21 protein-coding genes are annotated in these 26,778 nt (G+C 45.3%); 11 read left to right on the top strand and 10 right to left on the bottom strand.

All coding sequences use genetic code 11. From position 1 onward, the window contains the following. The first annotated feature begins 1,344 nt into the window (after positions 1–1,344). The 8 genes from KO473_RS09925 to KO473_RS09890 all read left to right on the top strand — a co-directional run bounded on the left by KO473_RS09925 (position 1,345) and on the right by KO473_RS09890 (position 9,381). A complete protein-coding gene (locus KO473_RS09925; protein WP_005821387.1) occupies positions 1,345–2,250 on the top strand; it encodes a hypothetical protein in 906 nt (301 codons plus the stop codon). Then, complete coding sequence (locus KO473_RS09920) at positions 2,238–2,684, top strand: S24/S26 family peptidase (RefSeq protein WP_005782556.1); 447 nt, start codon at positions 2,238–2,240, stop codon at positions 2,682–2,684. Before KO473_RS09925 ends, KO473_RS09920 begins: the two co-directional genes overlap by 13 nt. Positions 2,685–2,697: 13 nt before the next feature. Beyond that, on the top strand, positions 2,698–2,967 hold the full coding sequence (locus KO473_RS09915) for a PqqD family protein (RefSeq protein WP_005782558.1): 270 nt from the start codon (positions 2,698–2,700) through the stop codon (positions 2,965–2,967). Between the two features lie 51 nt (positions 2,968–3,018). Then, entirely contained in the window at positions 3,019–4,101 is a 1,083-nt protein-coding gene (locus tag KO473_RS09910; protein ID WP_005821388.1) for a nucleotidyltransferase family protein, read from the top strand. Beyond that, positions 4,098–5,648 carry an ABC transporter ATP-binding protein gene (locus tag KO473_RS09905; RefSeq protein WP_005782562.1) on the top strand — a complete coding sequence of 517 codons (1,551 nt, stop codon included), beginning with the start codon at positions 4,098–4,100 and terminating at the stop codon, positions 5,646–5,648. The genes KO473_RS09910 and KO473_RS09905 overlap by 4 nt, the downstream gene beginning before the upstream one ends. Before the next feature lie 126 nt (positions 5,649–5,774). Next, positions 5,775–5,915, top strand: a complete 141-nt coding sequence (locus KO473_RS09900) for a hypothetical protein (protein WP_005782564.1) — start codon at positions 5,775–5,777, stop codon at positions 5,913–5,915. Positions 5,916–5,937: 22 nt separating this feature from the next. Further along, positions 5,938–7,494, top strand: coding sequence for an IdeS/Mac family cysteine endopeptidase (locus KO473_RS09895; protein ID WP_005821389.1), 1,557 nt, complete (start codon positions 5,938–5,940; stop codon positions 7,492–7,494). Positions 7,495–7,890: 396 nt separating this feature from the next. Beyond that, positions 7,891–9,381, top strand: coding sequence for a hypothetical protein (locus KO473_RS09890; RefSeq protein WP_005821390.1), 1,491 nt, complete (start codon positions 7,891–7,893; stop codon positions 9,379–9,381). A 1,045-nt stretch (positions 9,382–10,426) separates the two neighbouring features. Here the strand turns inward: KO473_RS09890 and KO473_RS09885 are convergent. The 9 genes from KO473_RS09885 to KO473_RS09845 all read right to left on the bottom strand — a co-directional run bounded on the left by KO473_RS09885 (position 10,427) and on the right by KO473_RS09845 (position 22,490). Then, the gene (locus tag KO473_RS09885) at positions 10,427–13,156 is read right to left on the bottom strand and encodes a tetratricopeptide repeat protein (protein WP_005821391.1); all 2,730 of its coding nucleotides are present in this window, start codon (positions 13,154–13,156) and stop codon (positions 10,427–10,429) included. 29 nt (positions 13,157–13,185) lie between these two features. Further along, positions 13,186–13,743, bottom strand: a complete 558-nt coding sequence (locus KO473_RS09880) for a DUF3575 domain-containing protein (protein WP_005782574.1) — start codon at positions 13,741–13,743, stop codon at positions 13,186–13,188. Positions 13,744–13,769: 26 nt separating this feature from the next. Further along, complete coding sequence (locus KO473_RS09875; RefSeq protein WP_005782576.1) at positions 13,770–14,099, bottom strand: hypothetical protein; 330 nt, start codon at positions 14,097–14,099, stop codon at positions 13,770–13,772. A gap of 18 nt (positions 14,100–14,117) precedes the next feature. Next, positions 14,118–14,774 carry a DUF1566 domain-containing protein gene (locus KO473_RS09870; RefSeq protein ID WP_005821393.1) on the bottom strand — a complete coding sequence of 219 codons (657 nt, stop codon included), beginning with the start codon at positions 14,772–14,774 and terminating at the stop codon, positions 14,118–14,120. A gap of 28 nt (positions 14,775–14,802) precedes the next feature. Beyond that, positions 14,803–16,584 carry a DUF4906 domain-containing protein gene (locus tag KO473_RS09865; RefSeq protein ID WP_122130305.1) on the bottom strand — a complete coding sequence of 594 codons (1,782 nt, stop codon included), beginning with the start codon at positions 16,582–16,584 and terminating at the stop codon, positions 14,803–14,805. 21 nt (positions 16,585–16,605) lie between these two features. Next, complete coding sequence (locus tag KO473_RS09860; protein ID WP_082192984.1) at positions 16,606–18,318, bottom strand: fimbrillin family protein; 1,713 nt, start codon at positions 18,316–18,318, stop codon at positions 16,606–16,608. Positions 18,319–18,336: 18 nt separating this feature from the next. After that, positions 18,337–20,148 (bottom strand): DUF1566 domain-containing protein, encoded by a 1,812-nt coding sequence (locus tag KO473_RS09855; protein ID WP_122130306.1) that lies wholly within the window; start codon positions 20,146–20,148, stop codon positions 18,337–18,339. Between the two features lie 41 nt (positions 20,149–20,189). Further along, entirely contained in the window at positions 20,190–21,089 is a 900-nt protein-coding gene (locus tag KO473_RS09850; RefSeq protein WP_005782584.1) for a FimB/Mfa2 family fimbrial subunit, read from the bottom strand. A 135-nt stretch (positions 21,090–21,224) separates the two neighbouring features. After that, complete coding sequence (locus KO473_RS09845) at positions 21,225–22,490, bottom strand: fimbrial protein (protein WP_005782586.1); 1,266 nt, start codon at positions 22,488–22,490, stop codon at positions 21,225–21,227. 296 nt (positions 22,491–22,786) lie between these two features. Here KO473_RS09845 and KO473_RS09840 point away from each other — a divergent pair, with 296 nt between their 5' ends. Next, entirely contained in the window at positions 22,787–23,665 is an 879-nt protein-coding gene (locus KO473_RS09840; RefSeq protein WP_005782589.1) for an AraC family transcriptional regulator, read from the top strand. A 189-nt stretch (positions 23,666–23,854) separates the two neighbouring features. Here the strand turns inward: KO473_RS09840 and KO473_RS23425 are convergent, their stop codons facing one another. Next, entirely contained in the window at positions 23,855–24,106 is a 252-nt protein-coding gene (locus KO473_RS23425) for a recombinase (protein WP_310592357.1), read from the bottom strand. A 206-nt stretch (positions 24,107–24,312) separates the two neighbouring features. On the opposite strand from KO473_RS23425, the gene KO473_RS09835 reads away from it, so the two are divergent. Together KO473_RS09835 and KO473_RS09830 are read left to right on the top strand one after the other, a co-directional pair. Beyond that, entirely contained in the window at positions 24,313–25,542 is a 1,230-nt protein-coding gene (locus tag KO473_RS09835) for a site-specific integrase (RefSeq protein WP_004311259.1), read from the top strand. 19 nt (positions 25,543–25,561) lie between these two features. Further along, a complete protein-coding gene (locus tag KO473_RS09830; protein WP_004311260.1) occupies positions 25,562–26,773 on the top strand; it encodes a site-specific integrase in 1,212 nt (403 codons plus the stop codon). The last annotated feature ends 5 nt before the right edge of the window (positions 26,774–26,778 follow it).

Below are 26,778 nucleotides of genomic sequence, written 5' to 3'. Positions count from 1 at the left end.
TCCAAGAATAGGAAAATAAATGGGATTAGAGCGGATCAAGGCGCATGGTAATACGGGATTATGGCAGAATACTGTGACTAATATATGAAGTGCTTCAGGAAGATTATAGGATTAGATAATGCCTGGATTCTGGTGAATCCTATTGCTAATATAAAGAATACAGAGGTAATTGTAGAGAAAGACACGTTAACGCCTAACAAAATCATCAAAATCTATAAAAAGAATTTGAGATAGAGCGGCTACTGGTTTATCGGGATATCTTTGTTTCCTGTTATTTCACAGAATTAGCTTTCATAAATGTATTTAACCCGAAACCAAGCCATATTATGGCTGACAGCGAAGGCAATCAGTGGATACAAAAGAAAAGAGAAAAGACTGATATTAAAGCAAATACTCCATTAAACATACTAAAGAAATATGAAGAACATCCTAAATGCCTGGAAATAGAGAAACTTTTGTCTTGTACCTGCAATCAAAAACCTCACAGTCAGACATCCACAAAATGTTTCATGGAAAGAAAACGGTAATTTTACGCTTGTCATTCCAGACCCAAGATATGAAAAGGATCCGGAAACATACAAATATCTGGGACATGATAGTATAGTCATCATCGAAGAGGAGATAGAAATTATGCTAAAAACTGAACTACACAGCATGATGCAAAAATATCATATAGATGAAAAGCATGAAGATACTTTCATGAAATCGTTCCAGAAGTATAAAAAGAGAGTGGAGGAGGAAAGAAAAGGTAAAATATTTACATATATAAATTTTCATTACCCATGCTTGCAACAAAAAGCATTCAGGGCATGGGCTCTTTAAAACGTATGATTTCTGTCAGTCAGAATTGTCTCTCTATTTAAAACAGTACAAGGGTGATGAGGGACAGATCAACAACTTAACATTTAGTACATACGATGAATAAAATTACCATTGCATTTATTTTATCTTTAAAACCCAGAATCAAACTGTAACTACTGATTCATAAAAATATTGAATTTTTATTTAAATACTTGGAGCGATTAGGACATTCAATTAGTTTTGTACCCCATGCAAAAGTACCATATTAGTGGTAAATTCATGCAATGTGTAACATAAACGTTAAAAACATCAAGAAGAAGCCGTCCGTTTTTAAAGCAGATTGGGCGGAACGGAAAAAGTGAACATTGCTGTTATTTTTATACCTGAGAATTTGGACATTACAAAGCTCTCTATATTCACACACCGATATATTTATGCTAATAATATACCTGGAAATCATTAAATTAGAACATTCCCCCCACCCACACTAAAAAGAGGAATAATTTTGTTTGGGGGAGATCTTGTGTTTAAATTCCCCGCATCATGAATAAAACAAAATTTTATACAGTGGCCGGGCACACTTTCCGCATAACGATGGCGGAGAGTGAAAATGTATGGCAGGGCATGGCTCCTGCTTATTCTCCGTTCGAGATATTGCCAGACCGCCAAGTTCTTTTCGTATTAACGGTAGGCGACTTTATCTCCCCAAAAGAAGCAGACCTTATTCTCAGAGATTCCAACCTAAGAGAAGAAGAAGCAAAGCTGGATGTGTATCGTACTACTTGTGGCTACCTATTCGAAATGCGCACTCCTTTTACCAACAAACTGAACAGCCGATTACAAATAAGCGATGATTTCCACACAGCCGAAGTAAACCTTTCGGGCCATGACATGCAGCGGTTATACGGTTTGAACAGTGCCTTGATGCTTTGCTACATGCTTTCCACCACCTCTCTGGACACACTATTGATGCATGCCTCGGCAGTGGTGAATGAGGGCAAAGCCTATCTCTTCCTAGGGCGTAGCGGCACAGGAAAGAGTACCCATAGCCGCCTGTGGCTTCAAGACATTAGTGGAACGAAGCATCTCAACGATGACCATCCCGTCATACGTATAGACCCACAAGGAAATGCCATCGCTTATGGCAGTCCGTGGAGTGGGAAAACATCTTGCTACCACAACGAAAGCGCCCCCATCGGTGCTATCGTGAGAATAAAACAAGCTCCTGCCAACTCTATCAGAATTCTTTCCCCCATTGAGTCGTATGCCTCACTGTTCACAAGTAGCACAGGCATCGCATGGGAAAAAACACTGGCTGACGGAAAAGACCGCACCTTACAAAAGATCATTTCCCGCGTATCTTGCCTGCGGCTGGAATGCCTGCCCGATAAAGCAGCAGCCCGGCTCTGCGCATCGGTGGTCAGAAAGGAGAAACAATGCAAAGAGTGACTTTACCCAACAATGTGCTGTTGCCCGAAATTATCCACCTGCTAAAAGAGGGTGACACCGTAATCATAAAAGTAAAAGAAAACAGTATGCTACCCTTTATTACGGGCGAACACGACAGCGTGGTGCTGCAAGCGGCAAACATATCGAAATTAACGATAGGAGACATCGTACTGGCAACACTGGATGACAGCCGGTATGTACTTCACCGCATCATCGCTATGCGCCATGGCTATATCACCCTGATGGGCGACGGCAATCTGTACGACAAAGAAATATGTACCGAGGAAGCCATTGCAGGACAGGCCATCCGGATTATAAAAAGGGAAAAAATAATAGACTGCACCGCCCCTGCCCAACGAAGGAAAGCAGCAGTCTGGAAAGCATTATTACCCATCAGAAGATATCTGTTGGGCATATATAAACAAATAAACTGAAAAACAAATCGATATGAGAATAATAGAAGGATTCAGGCTGCGCCAGGTAATGGGACAAGCCACCATCATAGGCGAAGGCATTGGACAGATTGATTTTAACAAGCTCATCACGCTTAATACCACGGCAGCCTATTTGTGGCAATCGGTAGAAGGCAAAGTGTTTTCGATAGATGATTTAGCCGTTTTACTAACGGAACGCTTCCGCATTGATCCAGCTATAGCTCAAAGGGATGCCTTTGCTATTGCCCGCAAGTGGATAACAATCGGAATCGTACAAGAGTAGGCCAATGAACAGCGAACAACAAATATTTCTGGCATTGCTGCGTGCCGGATTATGGAATACACCCGCAGACGTAGCATTGTTTTCCGGTCAGACCGACTGGGAAACTATTTTTATACATGCTGCCCGGCAAACTGTATTGGGGCTTGTAGCTACAGGAACAGGGATGCTGCCCTGTTGTTGCTCCCCCCTGTATCGGTTGCAAAGAGGTTGCGTGATGTAACAACTGTGACTATCCGCAGCCATGCTCTTCTAAACCGGACATTGGCTGTAGCCGTGAAGCTACTCAGACAAAACGGTATCCACCCGGTATTGCTCAAAGGACAAGGAGTTGCCACCAACTATATAGCCCCCTATCTCCGCATGTGCGGAGATATTGATCTGTATATCGGGCAAAGAGATTACGACAAGGCCTGTGAAGTCGTCCGGCAGTGGACAGGGACTAAAGAAGGTATAGAAAGCGAAAAGCATTATCATTTCAAACACGGGGACGTAACGGTGGAGTTACACCGCATAGCCGAACGCCTTGTTCTACCATGCCAAAATACCCGTTTCCAGCGTTGGACTCACAAGCATTTACACAACGACCATTTGCGTAGCGTCGAGATAGAAGGCACAGCCATATCGCTTCCACCGGTAAATTTCGACGCACTCTATATTTTCAATCATGCCTGGCATCACTTTTCGCAAGGAGAAGGGATCGGATTGAGGCAGTTATGTGACTGGGTCCGCTACCTGCATATCTTTCGTAGCGAGATAAACCGTATAGAAATGGAAAGAGATCTGAAATCTTTCGGTTTATGGTATCCTTGGCAAATATTCGGGCCTATTGCCGTCGATATGCTGGGACTTCCCCGTGAAGAATATCCTTTCTACACCGATCGCTATGCAAGGCAGGCTGCACGGGTTATCAGTATGATTGAGGTAGACGGTAATTTCGGTTTTTTCGCTCCGTCACGAATGAAGCGTCCCGAAGGGTATATAGCCGGTAAAGTGCATTCGTTCAGACGAATGAGCAATCGTTTCGGAAAGCTCTTTCTCATTAGTCCTAAAGAAGCCGTATCCGCATGGAGTAATTACGTGTATATAGGTATAAAACAGGTAATTACCGATACGTTAAATCCTCTCAAGACATGAGAACCGCATTGTGCATCAGCTGGCTTTGGGGTACTTCCAACGGAATTCGTTCCCATATTGTCCTGAGCAGCATTTCAGGAATGGGATATGTATGTGCCTCACTCGCCTTTGTCTGGGTGAGCAAGCGTCTGGTAGACATCGCCACCTTCAAAGCCGGAGGTGGGCTTTGGAGTTACGCCGCATTGATGGGATGCTGTATCGTAGTTCAGCTCTTTTGTTCGGCGATAGGCTCCCGAATCGATTTACTGAACTCCGTGCGGTTGAAAAACACGCTTCGCCATCGCCTTTTTGCACGTATTATGGAAAGCCCACTGGCCGATAAGAAGCAACTCCATACGGGCGAAATGCTCAACCGCATGGAGGAAGATACCCGCATCGTGACCGATGTGCTGTGTACAGCATTACCCTCGGTTATTGGAATCGTGGTACAACTTGTGGCAGCTTTCTGTTTTCTGGCAGTGCTCAACCTCTCGCTGGCCTGGATACTGGTCGGTATCATGCCTGTGGCATTGCTACTAAGCAAAATCTACCTGAGGCGCATACGCCACTTTACAGGCGAAATACGTTCCACCGAAGAGCACATACAATCGTATGTGCAAGAGGGGCTGCAACACCGTACGCTTATCCGCTGTCTGGAGCACATACCACATACCATTACTGCTCTTAGTGGTTTGCAAACCACCCTTTACCAGCAAGTAATGCGCCGCACGGACTTTACGCTCTTTTCACGTACTGTGGTACAAGCAGGTTTTGCCATCGGATATGCTACCACTTTTCTATGGAGCATTCAAGGATTGTTCAGTGGGGCAGTCACTTTCGGTATGATGACCGCTTTCCTGCAACTGGTGGCGCAAGTACAACGTCCTGTGGTCGAACTGAGCCGTTACATCCCTTCTTTCCTCCAGTCAGTCACTTCGGTGGAGCGGCTGGAAGAACTTGATGCGTTACCGCCGGAAAAACAGGGTAAGCCCATACTTCTGCCGGGTAGTGTGGGTGTTCGTTTGGAGGAGGTCAGCTTTAGTTATCCAGATGGATCTCATAAGGTTATCAATAACTTTACATACAATTTCACTCCCGGGAGCTTCACCGCCCTTGTGGGGGAAACAGGAGCCGGGAAAAGTACACTAATTCGATTGATACTGGCATTATTTACTCCCGAAAAGGGGTACATTACACTTTATAACGACACAGAAGAAGTGGCTGCCTCCACACTTTCCCGTTGCAATCTGGTGTATGTACCGCAAGGCAATACCTTGTTGAGCGGAACGATACGTGAGAATCTGTTGTTAGGTAATCCTCATGCTACGGAAGCCGAACTAAAGGAAGTACTTTACGCAGCAGTCGCAGAGTTTGTGTTCGATCTGAAAGACGGGTTCGATACCCATTTAGGTGAGGGAGGTGCTGGGTTGAGCGAGGGACAGGCCCAACGACTTGCCATTGCCCGAGGCTTACTTCGTCCAGGTGGCATTTTGTTGCTGGATGAGCCACTTCGTCTCTCGATGGTAAAACAGAACGTACATTACTTAAGCGGCTGGCTACGAGAGTGACTGGAAAAACCGTTATACTGATCACGCATCGCAATCAGGCGGTAAGTAGCTTCGCTGCTACTATTACAATAGAAAGAAACCAATAATGGTTCTTATTTTTTTATTAACTTTAAAAAAACAAAGAGAATGAAACAAGAATTTGAAAATGGTACGCAAGACGTACATATGGAACAGTATGAAACTCCTCGTATGGAGGTGATTGAGATGGAAATCGAAGGTCCCATCCTACAGATGTCGGGTGAACATGGCGGCCGCCAGGACTGGTAATAATTAAAGTAAAAAAACGAGAATGAAAACAAAACTCTTTGCGGCAGGAGCCGCTTTATGTATGCTCGGAATGACCGGGTGCAACAAAGACATGATGGAGGATACCAATATGCAGGTAGGCCAACAGATAACGATGGACATGCAGGCCTCCGGGCCGCAAACTCGTGCGGACTATACTGATGACGGCAGTACGATGAACTTCTCCTGGAGCGATGGTGATGCAATCAGTGTAGTGGTGAACGGTGTAGCTGGCAATGGGAACTGTCGGTTGATCACCTCTACTGCCGGCAAAAGCGTACCCTTTAGTGGCAAGGTAGTCGGATGGGCAGAAGGTGGTAAAACAATCTATGCTTTTTATCCCTATAACTCAATACCCTATACCGTTACCGGGGGCGATGCCCCGGCAACAGCCACTACTCTTTTGACTCTGCCTAATCCGCAAATGTACACGGTGGGTGGTGCCATCGGCAACAGTTTTATGGTAGGAGCGGGTGCGGCTACCGCCACTAACAAAACCGTCAATGCCTTGGCAAGCATGAAGCAGGTGATGAGCATCGTGAACCTGAATATCACTAAAGCACCCGGCAAGGTGAAGGGCGTGAAACTGAGTTGTACAGAGGCCGTTTTCCCTACTACGGCAACCGTCACACTTAGTACTGCTGAAGTTTCGGCATCCGGCACTTTGGCTAATGAACTCTCCATGACTGTGACCGATAATACAACGGAAGCAACTAAGGTAGTCTCTTTCGCTATGTTTCCTGCGGACCTGAGCGCTAAGAAAATCCACATTGAAATTACGTTTGAGGGTGATAAATCGAAAATCATTGAGAAAGACGGAACTAAATTTTTGCGCAACATGCACTACATGATGGAGTTCGATGGAACCCTCAAGCCTGAGCCTGTGGGAGATGTCGTTCTTTTTGCTGAAGGAGTGAGTCTCGAATCGGGCTGGTATGATCAAAATAAGTCACGCGTGCGCGATAGTGAGCTATGCTGGGCTTGCACTGAGAGTAATATGATACAGTGGTGGCAAGATCGATATGTCGCTGCAGGCAAAGTTCTTCCGCCTAAAGCACCCAACGGGATTATACCCGGTCGTGAAAACGAAATATCCAGAAGGCTCGCCGTGTTTGAAGAATTCCATATGCGTGAATTTAAAAATAGAGGGAGCGCTATCTTAAGGGGAATCCCTCAATACTTTACTACCTATTATCCTGAAATATTCTCAGACTCTAAACCTTTTTTTTCTGAAGGTACATATGCCAACAGTAAAGTTGTTCGAAACTTGAAAGAATTCTCTGATTTTGTAGTGACCGGATTGAAAGAACGTGGTGTTGTGGGCTTAGAGCTTCTGGGACATGCCACTACTCTTTGGGGAGCTACATACAATACTGAAACGGGTCTTATCAAAAATATATTTATGGCCGACTCCGACGACAAACATAACGGTAAATTTTACCATGGGATATGGGAAGATTTATCTATCAAGGAGCGGTCTGATGGTCGGGTTGTACTAGGAAGCGGCAAATTAATTGAAGCAGTCGTTGTGTTGTATGCTTATCCCGGAAAAACTGATTAAGGATATTTTCTGGGGCTAAACTTTGAAACAGCGCATAGAGAATAAGTTTCTTTTCGCTTTTCCTTTTTGGGAATCATAATTAGAATAACAAGTAGCTTTTTATGATTCCCAATTCTTCTAATATACTGACTTTCAAAAAGACTAAAAAAGAAAAACGAAATAAGTAACTGAACAACAATACTGTAGTCAAAACAAACAGTTATTTATTTCAACAACTTATTCGTATCAACTTAAAAAATAAATAAAAATTAAATAATGTACAAGGCGTGTATATGGAGCAATATAAAGCTCCTCGTTTAGAAGTGATTGTAATAGAAATAGAGGGTCCCATCCTACAGATGTCAGGTGAAAATGGCGGCCGTCAGAACTGGTAATAATTAAAATAAAAAAACAAGAATGAAAACAAAACTCTTCGCAGCAGGAATCGCTGTATGTATGCTCGGAATGACAGGGTGTAACAAAAACATAACGGAAGACATTGATGTGCAGGCAGCCCATCAGGTAGTAATGACCATGCAAGTCATCGGACCACAAACTCGTGCAGACTATACTGACGATGGCAGTAGGATGTACTTCTCGTGGCGCGATGGTGATGCAATCAGTGTAGTGGTGAACAGTGTAGCCGGCAATGAAAATTGCCGGTTGACCACCTCTACTGCCGGCAAAAGTGTACCCTTTAATGCCAAAGTAATCGGATGGACGGAAGGTATCAAAACAGTCTATGCTTTCTACCCGTATAATTCAACATCCTATACTGTTACCGGAGGCGATACCCCGACAACAGCCACGACTTTGTTGACTTTACCCAATCCGCAAACGTACACAGTGGGTGGAGCCATCAGCAACAGTTTTATGGTAGGAGTGGGTACAGCTACTGCCATCGGCGAAGCCATCAATGCCTCGGCAAGCATGAAGCAGGTGATGAGCGTCGTGAACCTGAATATCACCAAAGCTCCCGGCAAGGTAAAGAGCGTGAGGCTGAGTTGTACAGAAGCCGTTTTTCCTACTACGGCAACCGTAGGGCTCAATACTGCTGAAATTTCTACATCCGGCACTTTGGTTAATGAGCTCTCTATGAGCGTGACCGATAATACAACAGAAACAACTAAGGTAGTCTCTTTCGCAATGTTTCCTGCGGATCTGAGCTCTAAAAAGATTCGTGCCGAAGTTACGTTTGAGGGTGGTAAATCGAAAGTCATTGAAAAAGACGGAGTTAACTTTGCACGCAACATGCACTATGTGATGGAGTTCGATGGTTCACCGCCTTATTATACGGAAATCAACGGTTTAAAGGTGGCGCTTGGTAACTTGGTAGCCGACGGGGATAATGGCGCAAAAATTGGCGCACCTACCGATAGCGGTTTGTTCTTCCAATTTGGTTCACTCATTGGTTGGAGTTCAACAGCCCCCCTTTCTATCGTTGTAAAACCAGCCAATTTTAACGGTAGTGCGGATTGGAAAGATACAAAAAAGATTTGGCAAGGTACAACGGGCACTGTTCCATTTACAGCTACTGGCTCTGATAATGAGAAAGCAGGGGTTGGTGATCCATGTCGCTACTACCTAAAGGGCAGCTGGAGATTGCCGACCAAAGAAGAATTCACGAAGTTATTCAAAGGCTCTAATTATCCTAATCCCGGCCCTTGGACTTGGGCTGGCTCTTTTGCTTCTCATACGTCTGGCGCGATACTCCAGGCTTCCGGCAGACGTCACTACGCCAATGGTAACCTGGAAAATGTTAAAGTAGAAGGTTACTACTGGAGTACGTCGTCCCTCAGTCATCCCGTAGGATATGGGGTTAGCCTATTTTTCTACAATACCTACTTAGCATTAAATAGTAGCCGTAATCGAGCGTACGGGTTTCCTATTCGTTGTGTACAAGAATGAGCAAGTAACAAACCTGGAGATTTTATAAAGGGACAGCAAAAAAGGTCCGCTAAGTTTTTGTATCTCTCTTTAATTGAGATTTGCACATGCAAAGAATGAAGAAATCATAGTGATAATTTGCAGAGGAAATAATCTTTAATAGAATGATCAGAGGGAGATTATTCGGGCTAAAAAGGAGTTTGAGCCTATGTCGTAATACTTTATTATATTGAACTCAAATTAAATAATAACAAAAAAGATGTAATTGAAATAGAGAAATTCAGAGAATAAAATAAATTAAGCCAACTTACTCATTTGAAAGCAGTTGGCTTCTTTTATATATTCAATCCTTTTCGTTTTTCTGTTTTGTGATTAAATCTCTCAAATTCTTCTATGCCATCTCTTTTTCTACTATTTGATTATTTTTTACAGTCTTTAAATTCATTTTACAGCTCTTTAGCTATATCTCTTTTGCTGGAGAAATTAGAATTTTATTATCCAATTTAGTGGATAAAAAGTTATAAATTCAACGCACCGGAAACACAATCCAAGTGAATGCCAATGGTTTGAAGGAATCAATTTTGATATTTCTGAAACATGATGGACTGCAAGCATTAATAGCATGACGGAATATATCAAGACTACGAAAATATGGAGTATGCTTCCGGCAAAATCATATAAAAATCCAATTGGGTACATTTTGACTATTTACCCACGCTACAGAGACTTGTAACGTGGATAAAATTATCTGTTTCAAAAAAAACATCCAATAAAAGTAAGTGCATCTCCCTATCCACCGATAAAAAGATGCACTAACACAAACAAAACAAACAATAAGCGACCTTCACAGGCAGCGAAAAATCCATTATTAATCATTTTTCATAGGTTAAAATGACAGGGAAAATGGATTCTTTAGGAAACAAATAGCTTCACAGCAACTTGAAAATTATAAATAATTTAATTAATCGTCCCATTCCAAATGTTCAAAAAAGGTCTTGCCCAATATATTATCATATAAAATCATATTCAATCAATAAACAGTGTCATACATTCAGTTATTTCCTGTTCAATTCCAGTCATCTTCCTCTTCCTTAAAAAGCCCGTATTTCTTCACCAGTTCCGAGAGTTCCGGATCGAGGTTCGCCCGGAATTTCATTTGGGCGTTCATATCCACCGCACCGAGCAAGAGCCGCACCGCTTTTTCTTCATTCCCCAAGCGTGCCTGAAGGATGGCCTGCATGTACTTGTTATCGGCCCTCTGGGGCGATTTCTCAAATATTCGCAAAGCAGCCTTGTCATATCCTAAAGACATGTAAGCAATGGCCGTATTCACATCATCATACGGGCGCAGCATTTCCAATGCCTGTGCGTATTTACGTTTCTCCAGATATTCCACAGCCCGGGCATAGGTCGTATCCGGTTCGTTGGTATAGATTGTATCCTGCTTCATTCCCCTGCGCGAGAGACTGAATCGGAAATCTACCGCACGTATTATCGGATAGAGTTTCTCTAACATATAGGCGTATTCCGACTTATATTGGCTTTTTATCAGCCATTCGCGCCGGTCGGGTTCCTGTTCACGGTCAATAATCCTCAATATAGCGTCTTTATGGCCTTTGAAGTCTGCATCACTCACAATCAGGCTGCGTAACTTGTTCCAATCCTCGGGGATGGTGCGTATCTTTATCAGGTTCGGTAAATCCGGAATCTCGTCTTTCACTTCACGGTGAATCAGGTTACCCGCCTCGTCCATCTCAACGTTGACACCGACAGACAATGAATCGTACAGCGCGGTAAACTCCCTTACCAGAACGTCACGGATGGATTTTGCACGCTTCTGGGCTATTTCTCCGTTGACGCGCCAACTGCCTTCGGGCGATGAAGAAGCGAAGAGTGTCAGACTGTCTATCCTGTACACAGGATCGGTCATCAGTGCCAGAGTAAGATCTTTCACTTTCTTTACTCCTTTGCGGTTCACGGCAATGGTTTCGTCCAGGTTGAAGCCGTTTCTCGGGAAATAAAAATTCACGCTTGTATTGGCTTCCGCATCCCGGGCAATGATTTTTCGCACATAACGCGGAGTCTTGTCAATGAATTTAGTCATAGAACTCACCAGATAAGTCAGTGTATCCGACTTCGGAAGCGGATATTTGCTTCCGTTACCGCTTAACACATTACCTACCACATACACCTTCATACGTGCCGAGTTTTCATCTGCGGGCACCTTCTGCGAATAGAGAAATTTCACCTGATCGGCAGCATAAATCACCGTATCGAGTTCCGCATCCGGATTGAACGGGAAACGCACGATACCATGGTATTTCTCGTCTTTCATCGCTTTGCGCGCCTCGTTACGGGCTATTTTCTGCGTGTTATAGAACTTTTTCACCAGGTCGGTGGAGTCGAGCGAATTGATATGCGCTATCCAGTTTCCGTATTTTTCCTGCAGAGCGGCATGCCGCACGGCGGGCGGATGTATGTTATACAATTCGCGTATCAAATGGTATTGCGGGTAGACTGACCGTAGACTCTCGTAACAGTGGATATAATGCTTTACCGTTGTCACCGAGTCGAACCGGCTGAGTTCGAGTTCCCTGGACGCTTTACGACTGGGCAGGTGCAGCTGTAGCGAATCGGACAGGTTGCGGTGATAGGCGTACAATGGCAACTTGCTACGGGTAAACCCTGTTTGTTCATCACCCAAACCATAGTATGCGAATATGCTCTCCTCCGAAAAGTTTGCCAATGACTTCTGCCTTGTCTGTACCGTATCCAGCCTTTCAGCTGTCAACCACAAGGGAGGCACGGTGTCCACACCCCGGACATAATAGAGCCTGTGTTCCGCCTGCCGCAAGGGTTCAAACGATACCCTGTCATAAAAATATTTCTTACGGGTAACCAGTTCTCCTGCCTGATAGTTGGTACGAAGTTCCCATTTGTGGTTGAAGTAACGGAAGCGCTCCCGCAAACCGGACCACTGGGGTTGTAAAGTGTCGTTCACCCGCTCCAGCGCACGGTCATACTGCCATTGTTGGCGCTCTATCATCAGCCGGGAGTTCTTCAGCATATACTCTTTCAACAGGCTGTCCCGCCGGATTACCTGCCGGTTGAACATCTCAAAACGCAGTAAAAGCGGATCCGGACAGCGTTTTTTAGCATCCTGTATCGCCCATAGCTTTTCCAGTCTACGTTTATACCATTTCAGACGTTCCAGATAGCGTTCAAAAGAACGGTAGTTTACGTAAGTGCGGTAAAAATTGGCGGAATCCGGAATTATTTTCTCTACATAACGGTCGTATCGCCGGTAGTCCCGCTCCTGCAACTCCCGGAAGCGCTGTCCCGTGAAGCGGAGTTCTTTCAGCGAGTCGGGCACGTCGCCCCTCATAAGCACCGGACGGACGTTCACCATCCAGTTCTCCTGTTGCAGAACTTTGGGAACTGTCACTACAAACTCTACATTAATCAGTCCATTCCGCTCTGCTGTATTACGCGTGGAACTGGCTGATACCACCACTTCATCAAGCGCCATCGTGGTCAAGTTCTCTTTATGGATACTGTCCCATTCTACAGACATGCCCACAGGGATGCTATCACCTTTCGCACTGATGAATGTAAAGTTCAGAACCGGGGGCTGATTGGCGGAATCGCGTTTTGCTATCTCCACCGGCTCACTTCGCCGATTGGCAGGCAAAGCAAGTGTCACCCTCGACTGCTCCTTGTAGAGCCTGCCAAAGGGGGAACATGCAGTGATAACTATTATCAGAAACAGAATATAGAAAATTTTAGAATTCTTCATGCTTCCTTGCGCCAACTGAAGGGCCGGTCTTAGAACAAATAAACAAGATTAAACGCCACTTTAGGTGTCGGCAGGAAATAAGTGCCGGATTTCACCTTATCACCGCAATGTTCGCAACGATATTTCGTGTAGGGGGTGACAAGCAATCCCAGCCCCGCTTCCACTTCCATGTTCCAGCGTTTACTGAGTAACCAGGAGCGGCCATAGGTCATTCCTGCGCCATAACCCCATCCCTGGTAGCGGTAATCGAGTACCTTGTCCCATGCCACGTTGAAGCGTGCGCCCATGGCATACATGCTGATAAAGTTTCCGGCGTAGGGTTGCCAGAACCAGTAGCGTGCACCGGGTTCTATCAGGAAATGCTTGATCTTTTTAGTGTCACTGAAATTCCAAGGATTATAAGAAACACTCATATTCAGCGTCCAGTGTTTATCCAGAAGCATGCTACCTTCCACGTTGAATGTAGTAGTTGCCAATTTTAATGTATTGGACTGCACGGAGTAAAACTGCGCCCTCAGATTAGTCGTCAGACTGCCCGCAAGCAGCAGGAAGGAGAATGCCAAGCAATATCGTACGAATTGTTTCATGGATGTTTCAATATAGAAAGTTTATGTTAGTTTACTGTTAGTTTTTCATACCATTCGTCGTAGCCGGGCCGGTAGCAATAGGCGGTAGGTGGCGCTTCAACCTGTATATAGCTGTCTGAAACTAATGTGCTGTAAAATTCAGAGAGCCTGACCAGAAAGCTGTCGGGAACGTGTACACAGGGGATGCACGCTTCATGCCCCCCGGTGGTTTCATTGGCAGCTTCCAATACCGGATACATAATACTCAAATAATAAGCGGAGTATCCGAAAGCACACCACTTATCTTCCACATAGAACAAGTAAATGTAATACAGGTTTTGGGACTCCTTATCAATTGCCAAGTTCGGAATTTCCATATTTATCTTTATTATCGGTTAATAATCACTCACACATCTCACCATACCGTTCGCCATACTTTTAGCCTGGGTATCACAGTAGGGCATACCCGGCGCAAATTCAAAAAACCAGGCTTGGTCCGTACCCTTTTCTGTGGAAGACCAGTATCTTTTCGTCTTACCGGGTTCTTCCATAGGTTTGTCCTTATATACCAAGCCGATGGGTTCACGAAACATCCACATCAGTTGCAACTCGCGTTGAGTGGGAACACGCCATTTGCGCCCTGCACCCGGTGAGCCGGTAGCACCATACCAACGGCATCCTGTATTTGCGGTGGTGGCAAAATCCGAATTTTCATTATTCCCGCCATCATTTACTCCCTGCATTGTCATCCAATTTCTATCATTGTTCCCCACATCTTCGGTAGCCACGATGAAGCGAAACGGTATTCTATCATTGACAGCCAGATTTCCACTGTTTCCTTTGGAAACCTGATGACGGATGGTAGTGCCGTTCCTCATCATCTTTATTCCGGTCCCCCATTGGGCGGCTCCTGCCAATCCGTCCGCATAAATAACGGCATACGTTTTTCCACCGACAGTCTCTTTTCGAATATACTGCCCGGAAACTTCCGAAGGAAAGCCTAAGCAGAATAAAACGATCCATAAAATGGGATAGATTTTGAAACTCTTCATCTTTATTTCTTATTAAGTTGCATTTCGTTTACTTATCGACGTCGCCCACATGGGCGGCTTTATCAGGATTCTGCAAAGCTCTGATGGCATGCGTATTGCCGACGGCATCGGAGTACACTTTCCCTTCATTCGTAACAACAAAGGCTTTATCGGCATTCGGATCGGCAGTAGACGACCAATAGCTGCCCGCCAACTGTTTTTGCGTACTTGAAGAAGAAATCCAGGTTCCTATCAGCTCGCTGACAGAAGGGAGATACCACAGAATATCCTTTGCTGCTACTCCCTGGTCATATCCGTTCGTTCCCCGATAGCAGGTGTAAGCAGCCGCATATTCTTCCCAAGGAACACCGATCGCTTGCAACAGTTCGGTATTCTTATGCCCGTCTGTCATCGAAGTGGCTCCCCTTTTATCGAACGCTGCTCCTGCATACCATTTCAGGTCTTTCGCTCCCGGCGTTGTGGTGCCGGAAGAGCTTCCCACCGGATAGTATCCATCCGAAAAATGAAGTTCTATCTTGTTCGGGTACTTCCATTTAACGGCATTCACATCATTTACTGACGATAAGGCAATACCATTTGCATCGTATGCCGCAAGTTCTCCCGAGAAATAGCCCGGTATCAACCGGATGACATTGGTATCATCCGGACTGTTTCCTTTCAGGGTAATGTTGTAAGTCAGATCGTAATTGGCGGACACACTGAAATCGGTCGTGAAGTTCTTTCCCAAAAACAACTGATAAATAGAGAAATCTCTTACAATATTCAAATTACCGGAGCCAGGAACCGTAGCATTCTCCAGCCCTATTATCTGAAGGTAAGTCCCGCCCGTCGGCGCGTTATAGCGACGGGTACTCTGTGTAGAGGTGGGCACCGCCTGCTGGAGATTGATCGGGATATATATAGGGTCCGTATTAATCACCGGATTTGCGGCGGTTACTGTTTTGAGTGATTTAGTCCAGAAAAGACCGGTTTTGTCTATCGAACTCTCTGAGGGGAAAATAGCTTTTCTTCCGATTATATTATAGTAACTCTGTGTGGGAATATTCATCAAAGTCACATTCCACGTATGTTCTACATCTATAAAATGTTGATAAGTTGTTTTTATATTAAATGTTACTCTTGCCACCGTACGCTTCAAAGAGACATATAACTGTTTGCCAGCACTGATTTCAGCGGCAGTCTGGCCGCACATGACGATTCCGGTTTTCTCTCCACCGCCATTTGGCAGAGTCACCTTGCTCCTGGGAAAAGTCCCGTCATCGGTCGCCAACGTCATACAAAACTGCTGTAAATCCTCATAGGTCGAACTGCCTACTGTCATAGTTGCAAACTCACTCTCATTGACGTTGGTTAAAATCACAACCATGTTTTTTTGCCCCGCCGGTGTAGGCATGATCTCCACCTCATCTGTCCTGATGGAACCATCCGGAGAAGTAAAAAATTTCTTTTCTACCAGTTTCCCATCCGGTTTTGTCCTGTCAAACTGGAAACCCATATACGAATAAACGGCATTATCTTCAGTGATAACCGCAGACGGAGTTGCCCTTGTGACGGAAGGTGTCGCCACAAGTTCCACATCCATATCCGGAGAGGACATCGAAAGCACGGGAGGCATTTCTTCCATGCGTGTTCTCCCTGCAGACAAAGTATTATAATCGTCTATGCCCAAGGTCAGCTTCACGGTAACCGGCTCTGTGGATAAAGACGTCCCGGAGTCGGGCAACAGACTATCCTCTGCACATCCTCCCAAGGCCAAGCAGACGATGCATATCGAAGCTATTGTTTTTTTTATCATGATAATATCAGTCATATTTTTTTATCATACCATTACTTATGAAGCATCACGGACACAGCGCACAGAAGCCGTCATTTTCTTGTCATACGGAGATAGCACCAACTTAGTTGTTACAATTATTCCTGTATAATCAATATACATACCCCATGCTTCGTTTTCGTTTACTTCAGTACCGGTCCAATATGGTTTATTTCGATTCGCATCTCGATTAAAGTTCAAATCGGAAAGATTACTTCCATTAGCCGATACCAGTACTAATACTGTCCGCAACTCAGAGGCTCTCGGAAGTCTCCAGTTATGAAAACCGCCCCCGTTATATTTTCTGCAAAGCTCTTTTGCAACCAGCTGCCCGTTTGCATCTTCCCACGGGACAAGTACAGTGGAGATATCGTTTCTGGTTATCTGAATTACAGGATAAGCTTTTTCGTTCTTGTACACGTTTATATCATCCGTTATTTTTAGACCATCGGTGGGCTGTTTGGTGGGATCCGGTGTATTAACAGATACATAAGCTCCGTTACCGCCATAGGCCACAGTAGTAAGATAGTCTTCGAACGGATGCACTCCGGTAGCTAAATAGGTAGTTTTTGGGGGATATGTAGTCTGCCACGAATCACCCGGCTTAGTGGCTGAAGGCCAATAATATTGATTTAAATTCATCCACTTATAGTCCCCGTTCCCGGGAGGCACTATATTGCCTCCAAAATCACCGTCAATTACCTCTGAACTCCAGTTCTGAATACTCAGGCTCAAAGCAGAGTTATTATAGACCAGGTCATATGTATTTTTATATCCCTGCCTGAAACCAAATGACTTACCATCGTCACTGCGGTTAAGATAGATCCTATCGAGCGTAAACAACTCATTAATTCCATTGACATTCAATACGAGGACTATATCGCCGTCACTTACTTTGGTATCCATAAACGATGGAACCAGAAACTCGTAGGTGAGAACTTGCGTAGTAGACAATGCTGCAGCAGGGGCTACTGTTATGCCTATCGGACCGGCGGTAGCTCCATCCTTTGCCAAACCTGTTTCCGGGTCAATTGCTCCTTGGTTCTTAATCCAGCTACCCCCAAGGTTATCCAGGGAGACACTGCTCAACGTGAACTCCGGCCCTTTATCCACGTATTTCGTGATGTTAAGAACGATCCACGTATAGGCATGCCGGAAGTTTAAAGGAATAGTTGCCACAGGGTCACCGGATGGAACGAACGGATAGATGGTGCTGGTATTGTAAAGCAGATCCGTCTGTTTGAGATCAGTCTTGGAGGAGAAATCAAACGGGATACCGTCCGTATAGACATCTTTCGTAGCGGATAAGACGGGCGGATAGTAGGCAACCACCTTTAATGCCTTACCTTCCGGACCCGCGGGTGTGACAGTTGCATTATCGGAATTGTCAGTAAAATACCAATTCCACTGCGTGGAGGAGTTAGGGCGTTCCATAGTCGCTGTCATGTCTGACGATCCTTTGAATATCTCACTCCCGTTCTCACTTTTAGTGAGGGACATGCCAAAGGAATAGGAATTTCCGGTAAAATCGGTTGTGGGCGTTATAATAGTCCTTGATTGGGTGGTCCCCGTCTTTTCTATGGACGCGTTGAAATTCAGAGGGACTTCCTCTGCCGGGGTATCCGGGCCCGGACCGTCATAGTTGTCACAAGCTACTGCCAATAGTAAAGGGCACACTGCCAGGATGATTGCCCGGGGTAAGGTATATTTCTTATTTATATCCATATTCATCTTTATATATCGTTTCAATTACTTATCATTCGATCTCTGCCTTACGCAACGAATTTTCAGTTTTTCCGTTTTCTTATAATGTAATGCATATCCGGGATTAGTGTTAAAATCCACAGCCCATGCCGAACCGGACTTTTTCCTTAGCTCATCTGTTGTACCTTCCAGATACTCACTCCCGCACCAATAAGTACCGGACAGCGGTGTAAACCCGCGCATTTTTTCCAAACTTCCCTGATTCACATAAATAAATGCCAGTTCCGAAAGTCGCGGAAGTCTCCAGTCGTTGTATCCGTTTTCTTCCAAATTGCGACATAAGTCAAAGGCTGTCAACGTAGTTCCGGTCTTCCACTGAACGCTCTCGCTGCCCGATTCATCCACCATATCATCGCCGGAAACCATCAGATTGGGAAAGGTACCTTCATTATCAAAGGCATCTGCCACCGTAGCATATAAGATCCCGTTTTGTCCTCCCGAAATATTCGGAGAGTAAAAGCTATTCCCTTCCTTATAAAAATCATTGTAGTCAAATGAAAGATATATATTAGTACCCCAATAAGATTTTTTCTTGGGAATTTTCTGTGAAGAACCTGCAGCATAACTCCAGTCTATAACCTCTCCATTAAATCCCTGATAAGTCAAGTAGTATCCCGAAATGGAAGGTACGGAGGCCACTTGACCCGTAGTCCATGGTTCAATAATGGCATCGAAGCCTAAATTCTTCGGCATGCTCTTGTACGCAAGTTCGGCAGTGGCATAACCCGCAGCTGCCACGCTCTTGATAGTAAACTGGTATACGTGGTTGCGCAGGATATTCATCTTTTCACCGGAATTGTCGTTAGTAAAGTCCACACGATAGTAGGACATATCCGGAGAGTTATTATAATAGCCTCCTACGATAATTGCCAAGCGGTTGCTATGCTGACCATCATAGACGTTGCCCCACTGCAAGTCAGCTTCGGGCAGGTAGATTTTTTCCGCACAATAAGTCCCGTTCGTTATGTATGAAGTGTCATAAGTCTTTGTGGATGTTGTTCCGGAAGCGGTGGAAGGGTTGTCTATCACTATTTTGTTTGAAGTGATGCCGCCAGTGGTAGCAGTGGTCCAGTGGTAGTTCGCCAGTGCCGGCATATAGGTATATTTCTGCCCTGCTTTCCATACTTGCACCTCAGTCATAACGAAAGGTTGTTTGCCGGTGCCTGTATTGGTCCATGAGACAGTACCGTCCACATTTGTTTTCTTGGTGCCGATACCGATGTCCACACGTGCCACGGCACGGATCAACTCTGTATTGCCGCTATAAGCGGTACCTTCCTGCACCTGTACGGAAGCGCCACCATTCACCACTCCGAACATGGGGTACGGATGAGTGTCATCGAAAACAAGGGGGGCGTCTGTTGCCGTGCTCAGGCTGGCTTGTTGTACTTCCGCGTAGCTCTTGCCGTACAGTCCGTACAGAAAGCCATAGTCAGGGAGATTGGCAAGAATAACAAGCTTGTAGTTATCATTGCTGTTCGCACTCTGCAACAAGGTAGCGGTATAGGTTCCACCGGTATTCTTTTTTCCTTCCGCCACGTAACGCAGAGCCCCGTAAGAGTCACCGTCAGCATTGAACTGAAGAATATAAATTGAAGTGATCTGCGCGTCTGTTCCCGTACCGTTTCCTGAAGCCGTGCCGGCATCGGTAGCAGATACGGAGAGCTTGACAAGGACGGGACCGTCCTGCTGTATGCCGTATCTGTCCTCGTTCTGGCAAGCTCCCAGCAGAATGATTATCCAAAGGAATTTTACCAGTCTGTTCAGTCTTAATATGTATCTATTATTTATCTTCATATTATATTCTTAACCTTTATATCTCTTCAAGGATAAAAGAATCAATTGTATTCTTTCCAGACAACAGTTTCCCCCCAACCTGTAATCTCGATCTCTACACCCACAGAACCTTCAAAATTTAATAAAAGATTAGTGGTTTTTCCAACGATGGGGACAATCGGGCTGCCGCTGCCGTCAGTCGTTACGCTTTTAAGCAAAGACCGATTGTGGTAAATGTCTATCGTAATTCCCTTACTGTTTATTGTAGGGAAAAGCCGGCACATGGAAACCTCAAAGTCTTTGTTCGCGGCAAGAGTCATCGGCGGGGAATAAGAAGCGGGATCGCCTCCGTAATTGCCGCTAAAATCCATCCGGCTGCTTGTTTCACGGATAACGAGCGAGTAATTTCCATCTTCCGCACCTGTGAGTTTTTGCAATCCGCGCAGGGTTATATTCATTGACGCCGTCATACGGGAGATATCCATAATTCGTTCTTCAACATGACCGGACGCTGTATTATTTTCTATTTTAAGCTCTCCATAAAACAAATCGGAGGGAGAGGTGAATATGCTCTGTTCTGCCCTTGTAGATGCAGAAGGTTTCAGTGATATGAAACCGTCGGAGCATGGATCGCCCTTTTTCAAGGGGCTGACGAGCATCGTACCGTCCTGCGTGTTGCACAAGGTTATGCAATGAAGGATGGGAATACCCGGATAATTCAGGGTAACAGGTTCCATACTGTTCACAGGGAGTATGTCAAGCAACAAGTCTTTGTCATCAAATACATAGAGGCTCATATCTTTTATCGTTTCCTGCGGTATGTCTGCAGGCAGATTCACCTTCAGCGGGATACCCTTGAAACAATCATCGGTATTCTCGGCTATACACCCCGATAACAACAGCAGTGTGAACATAAGGTATAATATACCCGGGATGAACCGGAATTTGCAGGCACCTGTCATAATAGAGATTCTTTCTTATTTTATTTCTTTTGTAGTTTAAAATATCTGCCACGGAGACTGCCGTGGCAGATATTTATTAATAAGTATGCATGCCCTGCAGAAGGGACATATCAATCATAATAATCAATGCGGGAATTAGTTCCATTCTTTGTTGATTTCCAGTGCCAGGACCCATGTTGCAGGAGTAACGGTTACCTCTACGGAACTGTTTACTGTCGGTTTAGTCGGGTCCTCGGTACCACCACCACCGCTACCACCTTGGTTGGTAGGTTTAAAATTGCCATTCAATTTTAGGCTTACAGTATACGCCTTACCCGCTTCAAGTTCATTCTTGTCTCCGCCTCCGAAGTAGGTGGTGAAATACATGGTCTGGTTTTCTTCACTGACATTACCATCGGCTTTTACCTTTCTCCATTCCACCTCAACCACAAGTGCTGTCGGATGATTGGCAATGTCCGAAACACCGGTGTTTGCGAAGGTATACCAATGTCCTATATCCGAAATTGTATTCTGTGCAGCACCGCTCCCGGGGATAAATTTGTCAGTACCGGCCTCTATGGTGTACTCATTATTGGGTTTGAACTGATTAGGTGCCTGGCCTGTCCATGGAGCAGCCCATTCTACACCACCGGTATACCGTTTCAAGCCTTGTGTGATATAGTCAGTGCCGCCTGTGGTAGCAGGAAGAAAATGTGTCAATCTCTGTGCGTTCATCAAGTAAACGCGCGTGATGGTAAAGTTAGCATCGGCATTCGTGGCAAAATCATTTGCCTGGGCATATACATTGTCCGTAACAGTTCCACCATTGAATGTAATCTCCTTAAGTTGTATTCTGGCTGACAGAAAGCGCAACGGCACTGTTACAGTAGCTTTCTGACCACCATTACCGTCATCACTGAACGCGCCCAAATCATTTATCCCCGACATATAGAGATTCGCATCCGTATGGGTTACCGCACCGGTTTTATCATCCGGATTGACAAGCATATCTGACAGGACAGCTTTCAGGGCATCCTCGCTTGCAACAGAGGCAAACGCCCCACCTGAAGTCGTCAAGTCTCCAGTATTGGCTACAACTGCCACTTTCTTGGCGTCCGTCGTGGTGGATATCGAATTGGTACCACTTGCCGGAGTACCGATATACTGCTTCGTTATAACGAGTCCGCTCCGGTTGAAGACAAACACTGTAAGATTACTTACCGTACCATTTTTTGCATCCAGATCGCCGGGTATCCCCGCTGCCCTGCTGGTTGCCTGTACGCCGGTTCCTTCTAATTTAAGGATAACTTTCGCTTCCGGAGCATCGCTTCCAGTTCCGCCGGGAATTTCATCGTCGCTTTGTGAGCAACTTGCCAATGCCGCTATCGCACACATGGACAATAATAAACTTTTCACTTTCATTGGTTGATGTTTAATTAATAAATATTATAATGTTTACATATTTCAAACTATTTTTCTCGTTTGTTTTTAAAGTTCTATTCTATAATAGAGACTTATTTCCGATAAAAACAATTCTAAGACTATGATTAACAGTTTGTTACAGATTCCCTATTATGAAGGAATATTAAGTAATTATAGAGATATACTTTAATAAAAAATAGAATTAGCAGTGTTTCAATATTATATGAATTTATTATCGACATGATGTTGAAACATTGCTGAAACAAAACGAAAAAAAACAATAAAAAGAAAAGTCTATGAATAAGAAAACATCACTGAACAAATTGCTCTATATACAAGAACATTTGTCATGTAGAAATTACCGTGAGAAATTGGAAAATGGATTCAAATATATTGAGTTTAAAAAAGATGAAGTCATACTGGAAAAGGAGACTATATGGAATCATATCGTATTCATGCTTGAAGGAGAATGTGTCATCAACTATAATCAGTTCAAAGACCGAAAATTCCAGGCAGGATCAATCATTTTGTTACCTAAAATGGCCACGATAAAAATGGAGGTAAGGGCGGGAAGCCGCTTGCTCTCGTTGTCGTTTGGCATTCCTTTAAATCTTTGTGATAAGTTTACGCTACAGTCGTTGACAGGACTCTGTGATAAGCTCAATTATAATTTTGAACCGGTCGAAATACGTTATCCGCTTCCTCCTTTTCTGGAGCTTGTAACGCATTGTCTGAAGCAGAAAATGGATTGCGGACATTTTCATGGCTTGTTACAACAAGAGCTATTTTTTTTACTTCGCTGTTTTTATACCAAAGAAGAATTGACACTTTTATTTTACCCGATTTTAGCAACAGAGTTATCATTCAAAGATTTTATCATCGGGAACTGTGCCAAAGTAAATAATGTGAATGAACTTATTTCCCTTTCAAACATGGGAAAATGTAATTTTCACTGTAAATTTAAGCAGGTATTCGGAACAACTGCCAAACAATGGTTGCTGAAACAACGTAATCAGCGTATTTTAAATAAGGTAATGGAATCGGAAACTACGATTGGAGAGTTAATGGAAGAGTTCAATTTTGATTCTCAGGCTCATTTTACGCATTACTGCAAACGGCATTTTGATTGTACACCACGAGAATTGATTATAAAGTATCAGACTATGGATCAGTAGTTTTTTGCCTGAATTACGCCTATAAGTACAAAATGTGAAAAAAAACATTCTTTTTGGCAATAAATACAAATAGTGGATGGTCTATCTTTGCATCATAAAACATACAGAATCCATGATTTTGTAGCCTGCATCTCTATTATAGAATAGAGTGTTATAAAAGACACCTTTTTAAAATAAGATGACTCTGCATTATAATAGGCTGTTGATCAAACCATTGATTCTCTTAAGATTACTCCGATCGAGCTCTTTAAGATATACCAAGGTCATTTCTTCTTTCGTGTGTCCTAAACCGGTGCTGATTGTAGCAACGGGTGCGCCATATTCCCTCGCCAATGTTGCCCAAGTATGACGGGCGGTGTAAGTAATATTTAGAAATGCAATAAAAAACAGAATGACGATAATTAAACGTAAAACGTTTATAATTAAGCATTTTGCGAGAATTGCAGAACAGACAGACCTGCAAAAGAAAACAAAATATTGCGACGTTTCAGTTACCAGACTGTTAGCCGCCTGTTTCGGAAACGACGGCAGGTAACCGAATTTTTACCGATAAGAACAAAGCGGATTTGTATTCACTGTTTCTCAATGTTTTGCATGCCAAAGGACGCTTTTCAAAGGAGTATTTTTACAACCTAAAAAAGAGCGTTATGAAAGTGGAAAAATTCAAGGTGCTGCTCTACCTGAAAAAGAGCGAGCCGGACAAGACCGGCAAAGCCCCGATCATGGGACGGATCACCCTCAACCGCACGATGGCGCAGTTCAGCTGCAAGCTCTCCTGCACCCCCGGGCTGTGGAACGCGCGTGAGAGCCGGCTGAACGGCAAGAGCCGGGAAGCGGTGGAGACCAATGAAAAAATAGAAAGACTGCTGCTTGCCGTACACTCGGCCTTCAATTCCCTCATGGAAAGAAAAAGGGATTTCGATGCCGCCGCGGTCAGGGACATGTTCCAGGGCAATGCGGGCATGCAGATGACCCTGCTCAAACTTCTCGACCGGCATAACGGGGAAATGAAGGCCCGTGTCGGTGTGGACCGTGCGCCCACCACACTCTCGACCTACCTCTTCACCTACCGCACGCTTTCCGAATTCATCAAGGCGAAATTCAAGGTTCCGGACCTTGTCTTCGGGCAGCTCAACGAGCAGTTCATCCGCGACTATCAGGATTTCATCCTTCTGGAAAAGGGATATGCCGTGGACACGCTTCGCGGCTACCTGGCCATCTTGAAAAAGATCTGCCGCATCGCCTACAAGGAGGGCCACTCGGAGAAATACCATTTCTGCCACTTCAAGCTGCCCAAGCAGAAGGAGACAACACCGAAAGCACTCAGCCGTGAGAATTTCGAGAAGCTGCGTGATCTGGAGATACCGGAAAAACGCAGGTCACATGTCATCACCCGGGACCTCTTCCTCTTCGCCTGTTACACCGGCACCGCCTATGCCGATGCGGTAAGCATCACCCGGAAGAACCTCTTCCGGGATGACGAGGGCAGCCTCTGGCTGAAATACCAGCGAAAGAAAACCGACTACCTCGGACGTGTCAAGCTGCTTCCGGAAGCCGTCGCGTTGATTGAGAAATACCGGGACGATACCCGCGAGACTCTTTTCCCGCCGCAGGACTACCACACGCTCAGGGCCAATATGAAATCCCTGCGCCTGATGGCAGGGCTGAGCCAGGACCTTGTCTACCACATGGGACGGCATTCTTTCGCCTCGCTGGTCACGCTCGAGGAGGGAGTGCCGATAGAGACCATCTGCAAAATGCTGGGACACTCCAACATAAAGACCACCCAGATATACGCGCGCGTAACCCCGAAGAAGCTGTTCGAGGACATGGACAGGTTCGTCGAGGCAACCCGCGATTTGAAACTTATCCTTTAATCCCTAAACAATCATTATCATGCGCAGTACATTCAAGCTCTTATTCTACATCAACCGTAACAAGGTGAAATCGGACGGCACGACCGCCGTCCTCTGCCGGATCAGCATCGACGGAAAGAAATCGGCAGTCACGACAGGCGTCTATTGCAAACCCGGGGACTGGGACAGCAAGAAGTGTGAAATCAAAACAGCCAGGGAGAACAACCGCCTTGCCGCCTTCCGCAGCCGGTTGGAAGAGGCGTACGGGAACCTGCTGAGGAACCAGGGAGTGGTCACGGCCGAACTGCTCAAGACCACCGTGTCAGGCGCCAATTCCGTACCGGAATACCTCCTGCAGGCCGGAGAGGTGGAACGCGAACGGCTCAGGGTCCGCTCCAAGGAGATCAACTCCACTTCCACCTACCGCCAGTCGAAGACCACCCAGCTCAACCTCAGGCAGTTCATCGAATCCCGCGGGATGAAGGACATCGCCTTTTCGGACATCACCGAGGAGTTCGCCGAATCGTTCAAGGTCTTTCTCAAGAAGGAGCTGGGACACAGGAACGGACACGTGAACCACTGCCTGTGCTGGCTCAACCGGCTCATCTACATCGCCGTGGACCGGGAAATACTAAGAGCCAATCCGATAGAGGACGTGGCATACGAGAGGAAAGAAACACCTAAACTAAGGCATATCAGCCGCAGTGAACTGAAGCGGATGATGGAAACCCCGCTGCCCGACCCGATGATGGAGCTGGCACGCAGGACGTTCATCTTCTCCTCGCTGACCGGTCTGGCCTACGCGGATACGAGGGCTCTCCATCCCCGTCACATCGGAACGACTTCGGAAGGAAGAAGGTATATCCGCATCCGCCGCGCCAAAACGGACGTGGAGGCGTTCATCCCGCTGCATCCCATAGCCGGACAGATACTGGAGCTTTACAACACCACGGATGACGACAGGCCGGTATTCCCGCTGCCGGTCCGCGACGTCCTCTGGTATGAGGTACATGGAATGGGCGTGGCATTAGGCATGAAAGAGAACCTGTCCTACCACATGGCCCGGCATTCGTTCGGGACCCTGACACTGACCGCAGGTATTCCGATAGAGAGCATCGCCAGGATGATGGGCCACACGAACATCGACAGCACGCAGGTCTACGCCCAGGTCACCGACCGGAAGATATCCTCGGACATGAACCGGCTGATGGAAAGAAGAAAGCCCGCGGCCGGCAAGGAAGCCGCAGGCTAAATAAA

The sequence above is a fragment of the Bacteroides sp. HF-4919 genome, from assembly GCF_018860125.1.
Note: the sequence above shows the minus strand (reverse complement) of the source record. Positions and strands in the feature narration are given on the sequence as shown.